This window comes from Dysgonomonas sp. PF1-14 (assembly GCF_029892965.1).
Lineage (GTDB): Bacteria > Bacteroidota > Bacteroidia > Bacteroidales > Dysgonomonadaceae > Dysgonomonas.
This window is the reverse complement of record NZ_JARXWN010000006.1, coordinates 189,702-207,273: the sequence shown is the minus strand read 5'-3', so window position 1 is coordinate 207,273 and position 17,572 is coordinate 189,702. Positions and strand designations below refer to the sequence as shown.

Genomic DNA, 17,572 nt, shown 5'->3' with positions numbered 1-17,572 from the left:
GTTTTTAGAATGTTATATCAATGCCTACAGTCCATTTTCTCAAGCGAGGATATCCTCCTGTATATATACCCGTTTGATCTACTTCCGGGTCATATCCATCAAATTTACTGAATGTATACAAATTTGATGCATTCATATATAAGCGTACCTTTTCAGCAAATACTTTTTGTTTTGGTAATTTGAAAGTATACCCTACTGATAGATTTTGTATTCTTACAAAAGAGCCATCCTCTACCCAGTAGTCTGACAACATTGTTTGGCGATTGCTTCTCAGACTGGGATATTTATTCGTCGGATTATCTAGCGTCCAACGGAATGCAGCGTTATGAGGGTCTCCGAATGTTTTCGTGTTTAAAACATCGTTGCCAAAAACACCATTCAGGAATATACTTGCATCAAGATTTTTCCAACGAAAAGCAAGGTTTAAACTAGCTGTAAAATCCGGATTCGGATCACCGATGATGCATCTGTCATTCTCATTGATAACACCTGTAGTACCATCCCCATCATAAATATTCATGTATTTAAATTCTCCCGGCTGTGCATAATCTCCTGTAAGCCCTGCATCAAGCCCTTCTTGTAAGGTTTGTATAATACCATCTGTCTTATATCCGTAGAAAACATTGATAGGTTGCCCGATAGCCAGGATATTGGTATATGCCCGATATTGCTCACGGAGATTTCCGATAACCTCATATTGCATTCCTGTACGAGGATCGGTAATCAATCCAGATTCGAGACTACTACCCAAATCCAAAACTTTATTGCGATTCATTGAGAAGATAAACGTCGCATCGAATCCCCAATCTTTTGTATCCACTATGATACCATTAAATGTTGCTTCAAACCCACGGTTGCGTATTTTTCCATCATTTACCCACATGCGATCATATCCTGAAGATAATGCGAGGTTCCTTTCACGAAGCAGGTCGGAAGTTTCTTTACTGTAAATATCAAGAGTGGCTGTTAATCTTCTGTTGAAGAAAGCCATATCGAGACCAAGGTCCCATTGGGATGTTGTTTCCCATTTCAGGTCAGGATTTGGAATACCGCTCCAAACCTTATAAATTCCATCTTGTCCTGTATTTCCAGATACATATCCCGGACCGATGGCAGTCAACCATTGTCCTTCATTATAATATTTTGTAGTGCCATAGCGGCTTAATGTCTGAAATGGGCTAATTCCTTGATTACCCGAAATACCATAACTTAAACGGAACTTTAATTCATCGAAAACTTTCCAGCTTTTTACAAATTCTTCTTCATGTGCTTTCCAGCTTAACGCTCCTGAGGGGAAATAAGCCCATTTATTATTTTTACCGAATTTGGAAGACCCGTCGGCACGGAAGGTTAGTGTAGCTAAATATTTATTATCGAAAGTATAGTTAAGGCGTCCCATATAAGAAAGAAGTTTGCTCTTAGAGAATCCGTTTGATAACAAATTTCTTGCTTGTTCGCCTGACCCCATATTTTCATTTCCTAAAGATTCATTCACAAAACCACTGGCTGTCAGATACGAATCCCTGTATTGATACCATTCGTAAGAATGTCCCGCCATAACCCCAAGTTCATGCTTCTCATTAAATAGTTTGGAATAGTTTGCAAATGTTTCAGAAACAAAATTCTGACCTTCTGTATTGCCTATAATACCTCTTCCGCCATTTTCATTCCCAGCCTGCGTGTATTTTTTAGGAAAATACTGATCGTTAGTAGACTTTCCGTATTTATAGTTTAACTGACTTGTTAGTTTAAGTTCGGGAAGAATCTGCCACTCCAATGCTGCCGATGAGATAACATCTAACATCTTCGTTTTATTCTTTTTCAGTTCACGTAGAGCCACCGGATGGTCATAGTCAGTATTGTTTGCCTGCCAGTAAGAACCATCATCGTTATATACCGGATAAATAGGATTTCTCCAATAAGCAGTCCAGCCATTACTATCTCTGTCGCCTAGATATAGAATATTTGATGCACGTATTTTGAAATTGTCGTATATATAATGATCCACATTGAGATTGTATCCACCTTTAGAGTAATCATCGTCTTTATACATACCCATATCAGAGAAATAATTCGCACTTAGGTTGAAACTTGTTTTCTCATTCGAACTGGCTACAGAAATAGTAGTATTGCTTGATACCGGTGTATTTCTGAATACTAAATCATCCCAACGGGTATTGGTAGTCCATGTCGTTTGTAGCTCTTCTATCGAAGGGTAATAAACCCCAGCAGAATTCACGGCGCCGATATAAAGAGGTTGTTCACCTCCATTAGTACGGCTTTCATTATTTAACATTGCCATTAATACCGGATCTCTCCATAAGTCAAGCTTTGAAGAAAACTCAGAAAAAGTAAGCTGTTGTTTGACTGAAACTGTTGTAGTTCCTTTTTTTGCTCTTCTTGTCGTAACTATGATTACTCCGTTTGCCCCACGCGATCCATATATTGCTGATGCAGATGCATCTTTTAGAACTTCCATTGAAACGATATCATCTGTATTGATTTGTTTCAGGTCTCCGGCATCACCCAAAGGAAAACCGTCAACAACAATCAGAGGTGAATTAGACCCGCGTAATGAACTGTTACCGCGTATGCGCACAGTTGCTCCTGAACCCGGATCTTGAGAAGAATTGATTACTTGTACACCGGCAGCTCGTCCTTGTAAAAGACCCTCCACAGAATTGGCCGGGATATCGCTTATTACATCGGTTTTAATACTCGCCACCGATCCTGTCAGGTCGCTCTTTTTTACCGAACCATAACCAATTACGACTGTTTCTCCGAGCAAAATAGCATCATCTTGCATAGTTACATCAATCGTTTTTTGGTTATTAATGGCAATCTGCTGTTTTATCATCCCAATACTGGAGAATTCCAAAGTCCCATTTGATGGAATATTTGGTAAAGAATATTTACCATCTATATCTGTAACAGTCCCTGTATGTACATCAGCATTCTTAAGCACGATAGACACCCCAATAAGAGGCTCTCCTTTAGTATCTATAACAGTCCCGGAGACTGTTATTCTCCCGGGGTCCTGAGTTACGGCACCCTGTACCGTACTAAAACTACCCAACAAAAAATATATAAAAAACATTTTAAGGGATAGAAGACCCATAGACATTTTCTTGGTTTTAGGTTTCTTCATGTGATTAGCTTTATTTAAAATTGTTTTATAACTTATTAACAAAACAAAAGTATAGGGAAACAATGAATGAGAATTTACCTTTTCCACTGATTTATTATACTTTTCTGAAAGTTTTGATGAAATCATGAATATTGCATGTGGCAACGCCTATATATTTATCGGCACCTCCGTAATACACATATAATGTGTCATCAATAATTACGTTTCCGGTCGGAAACACACAACCTCTGTAGTATCCTTCAATCTCATAATCGTATTCGGGTTCGAGAATATAGTCCGGAGCCTTCGATATTATCTTCAACGGATTTTCTAAATCTAAGAGGATAGCACCCGCCCTGTAGTAACCTAAACCTCCGTTTTCAACGCCATGGTAAATAACCAACCAACCATATTCCGTTTTCAAAGGCGGAGTGCTTCCTCCTATTTTTTCTTCCCATGTGCCTTCGATACCAGTCAAAAGCAAATGACTTTCTTTGTCCTCCCAATCTAATAGATCATCGGAAAATTTGAGCCAGATAGAAGGATACTTTACTCCGTATTTTTCTCCTATATATTGCTTTGGACGATGCATCAATACATATTGCCCATTTATCTTTTCAGGGAAAATTATTACATCCCTGTCATCCAAAATCGGAGAGGTCAAACGCCCTAAGCGACGAAAATTTTTAAAATCAGTAGTAACAGCAAGGCCCGTATTTCCCAGATTTTTAGCAATTGCTGCAGGAGCATCTGCACCGACTTTAGGTATTTTCACCACATCGTGAGCAAATTTCCAATATTGTCCTGGAGGAAAGGGGCGGTATGCATATGTTACATAATATTCATTATCGAATTTAACTATACGCGGATCTTCCACACAACCTGAGTCGAAATTGTTTGCTCCAGGTCCGAAGACTGGTTCATCCGAAGCTCTTTCGAAATGAAAGCCATCTTTACTTGTCGCCAATCCTAATCGGATTACATGTTCTTCATCATTCCCTGCAGCACGATAGAGCATGTAAAAAGTTCCGTTGTCATAGTATACTCCCGGATTGCATGTCACTAATGATTCCCAGTCATTCTTTTCGTTAGGAGACACAATAGGGTTTCCCTGAAATTTTTCTAATTTCATAGTTTCAAATTTTATAATATTTATTTTTAGTTGATTATTAGCTGAATACGATCCAGAGAAGTGCGCTTAATCCCAACAAAAGAATTGCCCATCCCAGATAACTTTTATACCAGGCATTCCCTCTCAGATCTTTAAATTCTGTAATCAGGTCATTTTTCCTGAAAGTAGTATCTGCAAGTTTATCATTGGCAGGTGCAGCACTCATCAGGCTTGTGAAATACATAATCAACATGCTGGTACTAAGCAGGAACGGAACCACAAGCAAGAAGTGCATATCTCCGAAAATCTCCTGTCGGAAGAAAAGCATCAGCACTGCTATTGCCAACCCGCTTATCAGTCCAATGAAAGTACCATTTCCATTTACCCTTTTACTGAAAATACCCAGAAGGAAAGCCGCCACAATCGGAGGTGAGATGTATGAAAGCATCTCCTGATAGTATTTTAATAATGAGCCAAATTTACCAATTTGTGGAGCCCATATTGCAGCCAAAATAATGATAACTAATGAAGCTATTTTTCCCACCTTTACCAGTTTCTTTGAATCGGCATTTTTGTTGAAGTGAGAATAAAAATCCATTGTAAATAAAGTGGATGTTGAATTTAAAATGGCGCTCAAGGCAGATGTCAATGCAGATAACAATGCAGCTAATATAATAGCCAGCAAACCGATAGGCATTAAGTTGATTACCATGGTCGGATATACCATATCCGGACGGTCGAGTCCCGGGAATAATCCTCTGGCAATAAGTCCGGGAATGGCTATTATAAACAAAGTTGCCATGGTCAAGAATCCGTTCAGCATAACACCTTTCCGTCCTTCATCAACCGTTTTGGCGCTTAACACCCGTTGTACCATCGTCTGATTATTCGCCCAGAAATAGATACCCAGAATCGGCATGCCGACTATCAGTCCCAGCCATGGAGTAGCAGGGTCATCCATCGGACGAATAAGTTTTGCCAGAATATCTCCGTTCTTATACAGATCGATAAAGTAATCTCCACCCTGCTGGAAACAGAAGATGGTAAGTATTACCGAACCTATAATCAGTATAATTGCCTGTATCAGTTCCGTTTTTATCACAGAGGACAATCCTCCTGGAATAGTGTATGAGGCTGCTATGGCTGCGAATATAATGATGATTAATTGCAAATCGGCAGCCGGATATATCAGTTTTATAATCAGTGCTGCTGCGTATAATGCCCCGGCGGCATCTAAAAATATATTACCAATAATACAAATTGCTGAGAAATAGAAACGGGAGCGTTTATCAAAACGTTTCTCTAAAAATTCTGGAATGGTGAAAACTTTAGACCTTATATATAAAGGCAGTAAAAATACCGCAAAGAATACCATTACGACTATCCCGGTCAGATTATAATTGAAAACGGCAAGCCCTGTATCATAAGCGTCCCCCGATTGTCCTATCAAGGTCGTACTGGATATGCTCGCTGCAAATAGTGATAAGCCGACAATCCACCAAGGCATCGACCTACCGGCAAGAAAGTAAGACTGGGAATCCGAACTTTTCCCATTTTTAAGCCCCCACCATATTATAAATATAATGTATAAGACTACTATAATTAAATCTACTGTACTGATTGAAAAATTCTCCATGGGTATTAATTTATATTCATGTTACAAAAGTATATGTTAAGTTGTATTAATAATTATACAATCCTATTGAAACGTTGTACTTTTTTGAATTAACTATTGCTTTTTTTATTTTATTTCTAAATTTGTATGTGGTATCACATATATAAATAACTTTCATTATGCGAGAAATTCAAAAAGAGATTACACCATTGTCGGATAATGATTTATTCATTGTCTTGAATCATCCGTCTGCCAAATTCGATTATCCGGTGCACCATCATTCCGATTATGAAATTAATTTGGTAATTGACACGTACGGGAAACGTATAGTTGGAGATTCCGAGGAAGAATTTTCCACTTTGGATTTGGTAATGATAGGTCCAAATATTCCCCACGCCTGGCAAGGGGAAATTGTAGACGGCAATCATGTGGTAACTATTCAGTTTTCCGAAAAACTACTGAATTTTCCGATGCTGGAAAAAAGACTATTCTCGCAGATTAAAGCCTTACTTTATGAAGCTCAACGAGGTATCTGTTTTTCAGAAAAAACACAGTTGGAGATGAAAGACCGTATATTAAAATTAACCAAGATGCAGGGTTTCCAGACAGTATTGGAGTTCTTTTCTATTCTTCACGACCTTTCTATTTCTGACAGGAATGTGCTGATGGATAACAGGTACGATGCCGAATCGATTGTACGGGTATCCAAAAGCCGGCGTATCGCTAAAGTATGTGATTATATTGAAAAGAATTATGAGAATCAGATTAAGTTAAGTGAAGTAGCTGAAATGGTAAACATGTCTGAATCTGCATTCAGCCATTTTTTCAAAAAGAAGACCCGTTGTACATTTATTGATTATGTTATCAATCTGAGAATAGCAAAAGCTTGCCAGATGCTATCGGAAACAACGCACTCCATAGCAGAAATATGTTTCCTTTGCGGGTTTAATAATTTATCCAATTTCATTCGTATTTTCAAAAAAAAGAAAGGATCTACTCCGAGCGAGTACCGTACATTAATAGAACAAATGCTCATTAAATATTAGCATATTCATAATAGTATAACAAATCAGCGACATTGTATAACGATAAGTTTACATACCAAAGTAAATTTGTTGTATGTAAACTTTTAATGAATAAATACAATGTTAAATCTAATATCGTTAAAAAAATTGTTTTTACTGGCATTAGCCCTACATGCAATTTGCATACAAGCACAACAAATAGAATCGTGGATAACTACACCTGACCGGAATACTCTTTTTCAGCAACAATCCGAAAAGATAACTTTCGGAAATGAGCAGGGAAAAGGCTTGCCTATCATAATTGATGACCGTCAGGAATATCAAATAATGGATGGTTTTGGTTTCGCTTTAACCGAAGGAAGTGCGTTTCATCTGAATCGCATGAGCGCAAATGCTCGTGAAAATATTCTCAAAGAAATGTTCAGGAATGATGTGAACAATGTCGGATTCAGTTATATCCGGTTAACCTTAGGAGCATCCGACCTGAATAATTTTGTCTATTCATACAACGACCTTCCCGATGGAGAAAAAGATACCGGATTAAAGAAATTCAATCTTGGACATGATTACGATGATGTAATTCCTGTAATGAAAGAAATATTGAAAATCGTACCTGATATAAAAATAATGGCATCACCCTGGTCTGCACCTGTATGGATGAAGACGAATAATAATGTACAGGGAGGAGCTTTAAAGAAAGAATATTACAATGTATATGCACAATATTTTGTGAAATACATTGAACAAATGGCAAAAGAAGGAATAAATATTGATGCTGTTACTATACAAAATGAACCGTTAAACTCGCGTAATACTCCCAGTATGCCGTGGTATTGGCAGGAGCATAATGAATTTGTAAGGGACCATCTCGGACCTGCATTTAAAGAAGCAGGCATAGAGACCAAGATTGTTATTTTCGACCATAATTGCGACCGCCCCGATTATCCTTTAGCTATTTTAAGTGATGCAATCACAGCGCAATATGTCGATGGTTCTGCATTTCATCATTATCGGGGATATCTCAGCGGTATGAGTATCGTACACCGGGCAAGACCGGATAAAAACATTTATTTTACAGAGCAGATGCTTACCGAGAAACCAGATAGCCGAACAATAAATATTGCATCATCGGTGAAAAGGCTTCTTATTGATGTGACTCGGAATTGGAGTAAGAATGTTGTTCTCTGGAATTATGGAGCCAACCCGCTAAACGACCCACATACCGATAACGGAGGCTGTTCGATGTGTCAGGGTGCAATAACTATCGATGGAGACCATGTGACTCGAAATATAGCCTATTATACAATAGCGCATGCGTCCAAATTCGTTCGCCCGGGTTCTGTACGCATTTCATCAACTCATCCTTTCGACTCTGGTGTGGATATTACTGAGGATGAAGAACGGGCGGAAGTGCGTCGTACAACGGTTGTGGAGCATAGCGATGTATTACCGAATGTAGCTTTTAAAACTGCCGAAGGCAAGATTGTTTTGATTGTCGCTAATGACAGTTGGTCTCGTAACCAAGTTAAGGTACAATATAACGGACGTTTCGCTAATCTACCACTCGCTCCCGGTTCTGTGGGAACCTTCATCTGGTAAATAAACAAATAGAATTATGAATAAAACAAGTGAAGTATTTATTAAGGCTGTTACGATAGCATCAGCATTATTTATCACCGTTACGTCTCCATTACCGGCACAGAATCATACTAACATTCCCGAAGATGAACCGCAAATTCAAATCGGAGAAAATATCGCTATAGCCGATACAGAATACGGCAAAGTGAAAGGATATATTTCTCGCGGGGTATATACATTTCTGGGTATACCGTATGCTTCTGAAACATCTGGAAAGAACCGTTTTATGCCTCCGCAGAAACATGAAAAGTGGGATGGCATCCGCCCGGCTGTATTTTACGGCAACAGTGCACCGCAAGATGTGTACAGCCGTGCGTCTACTTCGTACGATATGTTTGTAGACCATTGGAATTACGATGAAATCAGCGAGAATTGCCTCTCTCTGAATATCTGGACAAATGCAATTGCCGACGGCAAAAAACGTCCGGTGATTGTCTGGTTGCACGGTGGCGGATATACAAGGGGTAACGGCTTCGAACAGGATGGTTACCATGGTGAAAATATTGTTCGCTATGGTGACATTGTTTTCTGCTCCATAAACCATCGGTTGGGTGTTTTTGGTTTTACCGACTTGTCTGCTTTCGGAGAAAAATATAAAAATTCGGGAAACGCCGGATTATTGGACATGGTTTTCGCTTTGCAATGGATACATGACAATATTGAAAATTTTGGAGGAGATCCCAACAATGTCACCATTATCGGTCAATCTGGTGGAGGAGCTAAGGTTTGCTTGCTGGCAACGATGCCCGAAACAAAAGGTCTTATCCATAAAGGTGTTTCGCTCAGTGGTTCGGCTATACGTGCTAATAATAAAGATTATTCGAAACGCTTAGGAGAATATATTGTAAAAGAAGCAGGACTATCTGAATCGGAAGTAGATAAATTACAGGATATGTCGTGGAAAGATTATATGGAACTTGCTTACCAGGGAGCATCACGTATGGAAAAAGAGAGCGGAGGAGCGGGAATGGCAAGAGGAAGTTTCGGTCCCGTAGGAGATGGAATTCATTTGCCCGAAGGTGAATTTTTCAGCAATCCGGACTCTCCCGATATACCCATGATTTTCTGTACTACTTTTCACGAGTGGGGAGTGGAGAGAAATAATCCTGCTCAGGAAAAAATAACCAGAACAGAAGCGATTCAAAAACTTTCGGAACGATATGGAGAGAATGCACAAGCTATATATGATGCATATTCACGTAATTTTCCTTCAGCAAAACCGTTTGACGTTCTTGTATTGATTTATTCGAATCGTATGTCGGTAGTGGAATCGGCAATTGCTAAGAAAAAGCAGGATTCACCTGTATATATGGCATGGTTTGGATTCGAACCCTTTTTATTTGACGGGCGTATACGTGCTTTTCATTGTCTTGATATTTCTTTCTGGTTTTTGAATACTGACCTGATGCTGACACATTCAGGAGGAGGGACCAGACCTCGGAAACTATCGTATAAAATGGCGGATTCACTCCTTAACTTTGCACGTACAGGTAATCCGAATTGTGCATCTTTACCTCACTGGCCGGAGTTTTCCTTGGAGAATGGAGAAACAATGATATTGAATGATAATTGCGAAGTAAAAAACGACCCAGATAAAGAGGGACGTGCAGTATTAACAGAGAGTCTAAAAAAATAAGTAATGAAATATTTCATACCCTTGTTCAGTATATTTATTCTAATTTTCCATACCGGATTGTCTGCACAAAATAATGTTGTAACTAATGATAATATAAAGAAAACAGATACATTTCCTATCGGGAAAAATTATGGACTATCTGTCCCTCAGGATTCTGCAACATTACCCTATTCCAGATTCGATTCTTTATATACTATAATTGATAATCAATCCTACCACAAACCAATAAGATTATCAGAAAAGGAATACTGCCTTAATCAAGGATGGGTATTAACAGCCGACGAAATATATGCAAAAAGATATAAAGCCACGGTTCCGGGTACAGTTTTAACAACATTGGTAAATCAAGGTGAATATGAAGATCCTTATTTTGGACTCAATATGATGAAAATCCCGGATGATCTATGCCGTAAAAACTGGATTTATACATTGAAATTCAAATCACCGGAAAAGAACAGTAAAAATGTGTTCCTCAATTTTCAAGGTATTAATTACATGGCGGATGTGTTCCTAAATAATATTTCTATCGGTAGAATAGAAGGAGCATTTAAAAAAGGTATTTTTAATATTTCTTCTCACATCAGGGATGAAAATGAACTTAAGGTTATAATTTACCCTCCCAATAATCCGGGTATACCGCACGAACAATCTGCCCGCACCTCTTATGGCCCAAATGGGGGTGTTCTGTGTCTTGACGGACCAACGTTTATATCCTCCGAAGGCTGGGATTGGATGCCTGGTATCCGAGACCGCAATATTGGAATCTGGCAGGATGTATCTTTATCTTACACGGACGATATTAGGTTATCAGACATGCAGATAATTACTGACCTGAATCTACCTGATACCACTCAAGCTTTGGTAACAGTAAACGTAGACGTCAGTAATTTATCGTCAAAAAGACAGAAAACAACCTTATTACTACATATAGCTGGAATGCAGATATCCAAACAAGTAGAAATGTCCCCACAATCTAAACAAACCATTTCATTCACCCCCTCCACTTATTCAGAATTATGTCTAAATAATCCGAAGCTATGGTGGCCTAATGGATATGGTGAACCTCATCTGTATGAGGCAACTGTGAGTGCCTCAGTTAATAAAGTACAGAGCGATAAGGTAAAAGAGCGTTTTGGAATACGTGAGGTTTCATTTGAAATGCTGATTGCAGAAACCCCTGATTCAGACAAACATGTAAGGGTAGATTATAATCCTTTGCAATGGCTGCAAAATAATCCTTATCCATGGAACAATGGCATTCGGGTTAATTTATCTGATGGTATAAGTATTCCGACATTTACAGATAAGTCTTTCTGTTCAAAAATGCCTGTTATAAAAGATAATACTAATCCTTATCTGGTTGTAAAAGTCAATGGTGTCCCTATCTTTTGCAGAGGTGGAAATTGGGGCATGGATGATGCTATGAAAAAGGTATCCCGTTTGAAAATGGAACCATATATTAAATTACACAAAGAAGCTGAATTCAATATGATTCGTAACTGGACTGGAGAATCAACAGAGAAGGTATTTTTTGATTTGTGTGATGAATATGGAATTTTGGTATGGAATGACTTCTGGTATTCAACACTTGGATTTAATCTGGAACCCGAGGACAAAAATTTATTTATGGACAATGTAAAAGATGTGATTGTACGGTATCGCAATCATCCTTCTTTGATTATCTGGTGTCCTCGCAATGAAGGATATGCACGCCCTGAGCTAGAAGCTGAATTGGTAGAAGCAACATCTAAAATAGATGGAACAAGATTATATATCGGAAGTTCCCGTTATTTAAATCTGCGTTCGAGTGGTCCGTGGGATTATAAACCAAATGAATCGGTATACTTTACTCAGATAGCGGAGGGATTCTCTACCGAATTGGGAACAATGGCTGTACCACTAGCTTCTTCTATGAAAAAGATGATGAGTGAAGCTGACCTATGGCCTATTGGTGATGTTTGGTATTACCACGACTTTTATTTTGGTAAATGGGGATATAGTGCTACAATAGATAGCCTTTATGGTGAAGCTGTTTCCATGCCGGATTTTTGTAAAAAAGCACAACTAATAAATTACAATAGCCACCGTGCCATGTTTGAAGCATGGAATAACAAACTGTGGAAGAATACATCAGGACTATTGCTATGGATGTCGCATCCGGCCTGGCCAAGTACAGTTTGGCAAACTTATTCATGGGATTATGAAACTACAGGAGCATATTATGGTGCTAAGAAGGCTTGTGAGCCTTTTCATATTCAAATGAATGCACATGATTACACTATTGCTGTTGTAAATACAACAAATCATAACAGAAAAAATATTTTGATAGAAATGAAAGCATATTCATTATCCAATGAAGTGCTTTATTCGGAAAGAACAAATATTGACCTGAATGCAAATTCACGTGACAGTGTCCATTTATCGTTTATTGAAAAATTAAGGAATACAAATGTACCTTATCTTTTACGCCTTAAATTGATAGATGAGGAAGAAATACTTTCTTTGAATGAATACTGGCTTACAGGTAAAAGCGGAACTTACAGATCATTCAACGATTTGCCGTATACAGGATTGGAAGCAAAGATTATATATCAAAACGATAACCTAATTTATTTTAAACTTTATAATCCTACCTCGACTCCTGCCATAGGAATAAAAATTAAAGTTGTAGATATAGAAACAGAAAAAGAGATTCTCCCTGTTTCTGTTTCTGACGGTTATTTTACACTGATGCCACAGGAGGAGCGAATACTTATCATTGATCAAACACTTTCTCCGAAAGCAAATTTGTATGGTATATATACAGAAGGTTATAACATTCAAACAGGAATTATTCAAACATATAAATAAAAACATCATAAAATGAAAAAATATATATTATTAATATTAGCTTTTTTTATAATCGGGGCATTAATTACACCAACAAATGCACAAAAAAAGAAAAATAAGTTTAGTACAGATGAATGGTGGAAACCTGCCGAGCCTCCTTTTTCTCCTGTAGTAAACGAGGATAATAGTATCACATTCCGGATAAAGGCTCCCAGTGCAAAGAATGTCATTTTGCATTTTGATGAATGGGATGTCTTATCACAGCCGATGGTAAAAGATGAGCAGGATGTATGGTCTGTTACAATCCATCCTGTGAAGCCACGTTTGTACCAGTATGTATTCGAGATTGATGGTATCCGTACAATAGATTTTGCCAATCCGGTTGTAAAAGCTGGAACGTCAGTGTATGGAAGTGTCGTTGAAGTATATGGCGGTTACATTCCACGTTATGATGAACTGCAGAATGTACCTCATGGGGAAATTCATATCTTGAAGTATATCTCTACTCAACTTCATAAACCGCGGGAAATGTATGTATACTTACCAACTGAATATCATAAAAATAATTTGGAAGAATTTCCTGTCTTATACTTGCGACATGGAGGCGGGGACAGCGAGAGCAGTTGGACAAAAGATGGCCGTTCTAGTATCATATTGGATAACCTGATTGCTTCGGGAAAAGCTAAACCGATGTTAATCGTTATGTCTAACGGATTGACGGACGGTTCATGGGCAGGAGGAAGCACTGTGGAAGGAATGGATATATTGGAAGAGGAACTCCTAAATGATATTATTCCGTATATCGAACAACGTTATCGTGTAAAAAGAGATAAAAGAAACAGGGCTATTGCCGGGCTTTCTATGGGAGGAGGTCAAGCTTATGTTATTGGATTAAGAAATTTGGATAAATTTTCATATATAGGTCAATTTAGTGCTGGGATTATAGGAGATGGCAATTTCAACCATGACAAATACATTCCGGGCGTTATATCTGATGTTGGAAGAGTCAATCGCGAACTAAAGCTGCTCTGGATTAGTTGTGGAACAAAAGATCCTCGCTATGACGGGCACGTCGAATTTGTGGAAAATCTTAAAGAGATAGGAGTTAAATACGAATTCTATGATAGTAATTATGGTCATGAATGGGAATTCTGGAGGCAACAATTACGGGATTTTGTACAGAGATTATTTTAAAGAATTAATTAAAAGATTAGAATAAAGTAGACTCTACGTATTGAGTCTTTGTATCACTAATTAATAATTATAATTTTTTTAAAATGAAAAATTTAATGAATTTGAAATTATTTTCTATCTTATCTAAACAAGATGAAAGTAACAATTTTCTAACAAAACTTGAAGAAGCCTATGACGAATTTGCACTAAAACTATTAGACAAGCTACAAATTGAAACAAACATTGCAAAGCTGTATTATCATCTTGGTTTTGTGCGTTTGGAGTTAGTTGGAGTTCGTGATATTTTATCTAACGGACAGGAAAAAAAATGCCTTAAAATATACAATCAAGGCAATCTCTCTTATTGATATAGAACTGAAAATCTTACAATGGCAATTACAGAATAATAGTAATAAAGGAAATCAAAAAGAAAAGAAATCAGAACAAGACCTTCATTGGACCGGAACCGCAGCTGATTTAGTCGAATTTGCATATGGAGCCTTAGAAACCAAGAAATTTGATAATGGAGATATAGACATAAATTCTCTGATTGAAATTCTCTGTCAACTATTCTCCTTTGAAGTAAAAGATTGTTATGATACATTCAGAGCTATCCGAAGGAGAGTCGGAAGCCGCACTCTCTTTCTTGATGAAATGATTGAAAAGCTAAACGAACGAATGGATAATATGGATAATGGAATTTTTAAAAAGAAAAAAATAAGAAGGAAAGATAAATAATAGATCATTGTATTTCATTTTCTTTAGCGAATAGAAAACTGGTAATTTAAAATTCACGAACAAAAGAAAAGGAAATAATGTTCATGCACATAAAGCATGGAGCATTACTCCTGTTCGTAAGGTATACCAGTACCCCTATAGCTGGAGATAATGCATCCATGCTTTTTTATCCTTTAATCAGGTGCTTTAGATTCTCATCACTACTTATCCGTTCCAATTCCTCCTTTACAATCTGCCCGATATCCGCTTTAATCTGAGAATAATTCTTTTGAATCTCTTCTTCCATTAAATCAACACCTTCCGTATTAATAAAGTTGGTCAAGATAGGAATTTTTCGATAGTTTTTCATCTCTGCTGAAACTTTAACATTATCCACCACAATTTCAGCATGAAATATCTTCTGCTCAATCCGTTCATCAAAGTTATCTGAAACCGCACCTACAAACATACCTTGAGTAAGATTCGATATCTTGCTGGCAGGAATAAGGCTATCCAGTTGAGTGCTGATAGACGTCGATTTATCTTGACGATTTATTGTCATAGACTGACGCTTCTGTAAAACCTTTCCAAAACGATCTGATAATGTCTTTGCCGATTCTCCTACAACCTGTCCCGAAAAGATATTTCCAACGGTATTTTGCACCACTTTCGATTCTTTATCTCCATAATCACGGTTCAACTGACTATAATCCTGAAATCCTAAACACACAGCCACTTTGTTGCTACGAGCAGTAGCAATCAGGTTATCCAATCCACGGAAATATATGGTAGGCAACTCGTCAATAATAACAGATGATTTGAGTTGTTCTTTCTTGTTTATTAATTTCACAATACGGCTATTGTATAAACCCAATGCAGCCGAATAGATATTCTGCCTGTCAGGATTATTCCCTACACAAAGGATTTTAGGTTCTTTCGGATTATTGATATCCAATGTAAAATCATTACCTGTCATTACCCAATACAGTTGAGGACTAATCATCCTGGACAAAGGTATTTTGGCAGAAGCTATCTGCCCTTGGAGTTGGTCTTGCGCCCCACCTTCCCATGCATCCATAAAAGGAGAAAGATAGTTTTCCAATTGAGAGTACGATGTCAGTATGGGAAATATATCTGCATATTTCTTATTAAGGAATTCGATTGCATGGGGAAATGTACAATATTTTCCATCCTTATATATTTTGAGATACCAAATTATAGCAGCCAATAAGATAATTGGCGATTCCACGAAAAAATCCCCTTGTTTCTGAATCCATGTTTTATTAAGATTTAGCATTATCGTATAAGCTGATTCATATGCATCACTGATATCCGTCATAAACTCGGGAGCAATCGGGTTGCATCTGTGGCTCTTTGCCGGATTATCGAAATTGATTACATAGAATTTAGGTTTGATTTCATATTTGTCAAGATTTTTGAGTAACTCATTATAAGCGATAGTTGATAGATCGTCGAACTTATAATCATATATATACATTGAAAAACCTTTTGCAATCTGCTGTTTGATGTAGTTGTTTACTATTGCATAAGATTTACCACTACCTGGAGTTCCTAACACAATAGATGCCCGGAACGGATTAACAACATTAATCCACCCATTATTCCACTTCTTCTTGTAGAGAAATCGAGTCGGTAGATTAATGGAATATTCGTTCTCTATTAATCGTGTTTCCTGCATAAAGGATTCGTTCTCCAAATTGAATACATCCTCCATCAGGTTGTTCTTCAATAGCCTACTCATCCACAACCCTGCCATTAGTAATAGGATATAACCAGTCGTTATCGTAAATACATAGATAGCAGTATTGGCTATCAACGGTAGAGATAAAGCCAGTATCCACCAATTGAGAAAAAAGAAGATAAAGCCAAAGAACAGGAATATGTATATCTTATTCCATGTGATTTTTTCTTCTTTTACTCCCTTTGTCCCCAAACAGGATAGACCAAGAAATACTACGGCAAATAGCTTTGTCCAAAGTATATTAGAAAACAACCCTGCTGTATTTTGAAAATTCAGCAGGATTTTATCTACAACTCCGATATTGATTCCTGTTTCCCTTATTGATTGGTAGCAGAACCAATAAATATGGATTACTACAAATAATATACTGATAGCCCTCATGAACTCCATGACTTTGGCTAACCCTCTTAAATCGTCTTCTTGTTGCATAATACTATTAGTTTTGAATTTGAGTCCAAAACTAATATCTATACAGTTCTAAAAATGAGACAGTTTGCCGCCAACACTCGGACATGATATAATTCTATATAATGAATAATCCCCAAACATTATCTGTTTGAGGATTCTTATTTTAGGTAGTTCGAGTTAAAGCATCATTACACCATCAATGGCTGCTACCTGCCTGTAATAAATTACAACATCATCAGCATCACTGACTGGGGCTTTAACCGTAATACTTGAATATTTACCGTTTTTACTATCTCTCATTGAAAAACTCGCATTTGCATTTTCAAAGATTGAATGCACTTTCGCGATATTGCTCTGTTCAGCAGATACAATAAACTTAAAAACATAGTCAGAAGGAAATGTGTGTATTTCCTCCAGTTTCTTTTTAAAAGTCAGATAAAAATCATCTATACGTTGATTCTTATCATTTTCCAAGATTTCTATTTTTCCATTCATGGTAAATCTATATCAAACATCGCACCAAGAATAACG

At 37.5% G+C, this 17,572-nt stretch carries 12 protein-coding genes; 7 read left to right on the top strand and 5 right to left on the bottom strand.

Annotated elements, in window-relative coordinates; all coding sequences use genetic code 11:
• Positions 1–4: 4 nt before the first annotated feature.
• From M2448_RS09650 to M2448_RS09640, 3 genes are all read right to left on the bottom strand, one after another.
• Positions 5–3,148, bottom strand: a complete 3,144-nt coding sequence (locus tag M2448_RS09650; protein ID WP_280645950.1) for a TonB-dependent receptor — start codon at positions 3,146–3,148, stop codon at positions 5–7.
• 94 nt (positions 3,149–3,242) lie between these two features.
• Positions 3,243–4,259: a glycosidase gene (locus M2448_RS09645; RefSeq protein WP_280645949.1), complete on the bottom strand. Its 1,017-nt coding sequence runs from the start codon at positions 4,257–4,259 to the stop codon at positions 3,243–3,245.
• A 37-nt stretch (positions 4,260–4,296) separates the two neighbouring features.
• Positions 4,297–5,874, bottom strand: coding sequence for a sodium/solute symporter (locus tag M2448_RS09640; protein ID WP_280645948.1), 1,578 nt, complete (start codon positions 5,872–5,874; stop codon positions 4,297–4,299).
• Between the two features lie 158 nt (positions 5,875–6,032).
• Here M2448_RS09640 and M2448_RS09635 point away from each other — a divergent pair, with 158 nt between their 5' ends.
• From M2448_RS09635 to M2448_RS09605, 7 genes are all read left to right on the top strand, one after another.
• Positions 6,033–6,899: an AraC family transcriptional regulator gene (locus M2448_RS09635; RefSeq protein ID WP_280645947.1), complete on the top strand. Its 867-nt coding sequence runs from the start codon at positions 6,033–6,035 to the stop codon at positions 6,897–6,899.
• Between the two features lie 99 nt (positions 6,900–6,998).
• Positions 6,999–8,477, top strand: coding sequence for a glycoside hydrolase family 30 beta sandwich domain-containing protein (locus tag M2448_RS09630; RefSeq protein ID WP_280645946.1), 1,479 nt, complete (start codon positions 6,999–7,001; stop codon positions 8,475–8,477).
• A gap of 16 nt (positions 8,478–8,493) precedes the next feature.
• Positions 8,494–10,152 carry a carboxylesterase family protein gene (locus M2448_RS09625; RefSeq protein WP_280645945.1) on the top strand — a complete coding sequence of 553 codons (1,659 nt, stop codon included), beginning with the start codon at positions 8,494–8,496 and terminating at the stop codon, positions 10,150–10,152.
• Between the two features lie 3 nt (positions 10,153–10,155).
• Positions 10,156–13,002: a glycoside hydrolase family 2 TIM barrel-domain containing protein gene (locus M2448_RS09620; RefSeq protein WP_280645944.1), complete on the top strand. Its 2,847-nt coding sequence runs from the start codon at positions 10,156–10,158 to the stop codon at positions 13,000–13,002.
• A gap of 12 nt (positions 13,003–13,014) precedes the next feature.
• Complete coding sequence (locus tag M2448_RS09615; protein ID WP_280645943.1) at positions 13,015–14,175, top strand: esterase; 1,161 nt, start codon at positions 13,015–13,017, stop codon at positions 14,173–14,175.
• 83 nt (positions 14,176–14,258) lie between these two features.
• Positions 14,259–14,522, top strand: coding sequence for a hypothetical protein (locus M2448_RS09610; RefSeq protein ID WP_280645942.1), 264 nt, complete (start codon positions 14,259–14,261; stop codon positions 14,520–14,522).
• Entirely contained in the window at positions 14,452–14,892 is a 441-nt protein-coding gene (locus M2448_RS09605) for an RteC domain-containing protein (RefSeq protein ID WP_280645941.1), read from the top strand. The genes M2448_RS09610 and M2448_RS09605 overlap by 71 nt, the downstream gene beginning before the upstream one ends.
• Positions 14,893–15,058: 166 nt before the next feature.
• Here the strand turns inward: M2448_RS09605 and mobC are convergent, their stop codons facing one another.
• Together mobC and M2448_RS09595 are read right to left on the bottom strand one after the other, a co-directional pair.
• Complete coding sequence (gene mobC / locus M2448_RS09600) at positions 15,059–17,062, bottom strand: conjugal transfer protein MobC (RefSeq protein WP_280645940.1); 2,004 nt, start codon at positions 17,060–17,062, stop codon at positions 15,059–15,061.
• Between the two features lie 156 nt (positions 17,063–17,218).
• Positions 17,219–17,536, bottom strand: coding sequence for a DUF493 domain-containing protein (locus M2448_RS09595; RefSeq protein WP_163309936.1), 318 nt, complete (start codon positions 17,534–17,536; stop codon positions 17,219–17,221).
• Positions 17,537–17,572: the final 36 nt, after the last annotated feature.

What these genes read in the sequence shown, in the direction of transcription:
- M2448_RS09620 (WP_280645944.1), top strand. Translation starts at nt 10,156, where the DNA reads ATGAAATATTTCATACCCTTGTTCAGTATATTTATTCTAATTTTCCAT.
- M2448_RS09595 (WP_163309936.1), bottom strand. Translation starts at nt 17,536, where the DNA reads ATGAATGGAAAAATAGAAATCTTGGAAAATGATAAGAATCAACGTATA.
- mobC (WP_280645940.1), bottom strand. Translation starts at nt 17,062, where the DNA reads ATGCAACAAGAAGACGATTTAAGAGGGTTAGCCAAAGTCATGGAGTTC.
- M2448_RS09645 (WP_280645949.1), bottom strand. Translation starts at nt 4,259, where the DNA reads ATGAAATTAGAAAAATTTCAGGGAAACCCTATTGTGTCTCCTAACGAA.
- M2448_RS09650 (WP_280645950.1), bottom strand. Translation starts at nt 3,148, where the DNA reads ATGAAGAAACCTAAAACCAAGAAAATGTCTATGGGTCTTCTATCCCTT.
- M2448_RS09615 (WP_280645943.1), top strand. Translation starts at nt 13,015, where the DNA reads ATGAAAAAATATATATTATTAATATTAGCTTTTTTTATAATCGGGGCA.
- M2448_RS09640 (WP_280645948.1), bottom strand. Translation starts at nt 5,874, where the DNA reads ATGGAGAATTTTTCAATCAGTACAGTAGATTTAATTATAGTAGTCTTA.
- M2448_RS09635 (WP_280645947.1), top strand. Translation starts at nt 6,033, where the DNA reads ATGCGAGAAATTCAAAAAGAGATTACACCATTGTCGGATAATGATTTA.
- M2448_RS09630 (WP_280645946.1), top strand. Translation starts at nt 6,999, where the DNA reads ATGTTAAATCTAATATCGTTAAAAAAATTGTTTTTACTGGCATTAGCC.
- M2448_RS09610 (WP_280645942.1), top strand. Translation starts at nt 14,259, where the DNA reads ATGAAAAATTTAATGAATTTGAAATTATTTTCTATCTTATCTAAACAA.
- M2448_RS09625 (WP_280645945.1), top strand. Translation starts at nt 8,494, where the DNA reads ATGAATAAAACAAGTGAAGTATTTATTAAGGCTGTTACGATAGCATCA.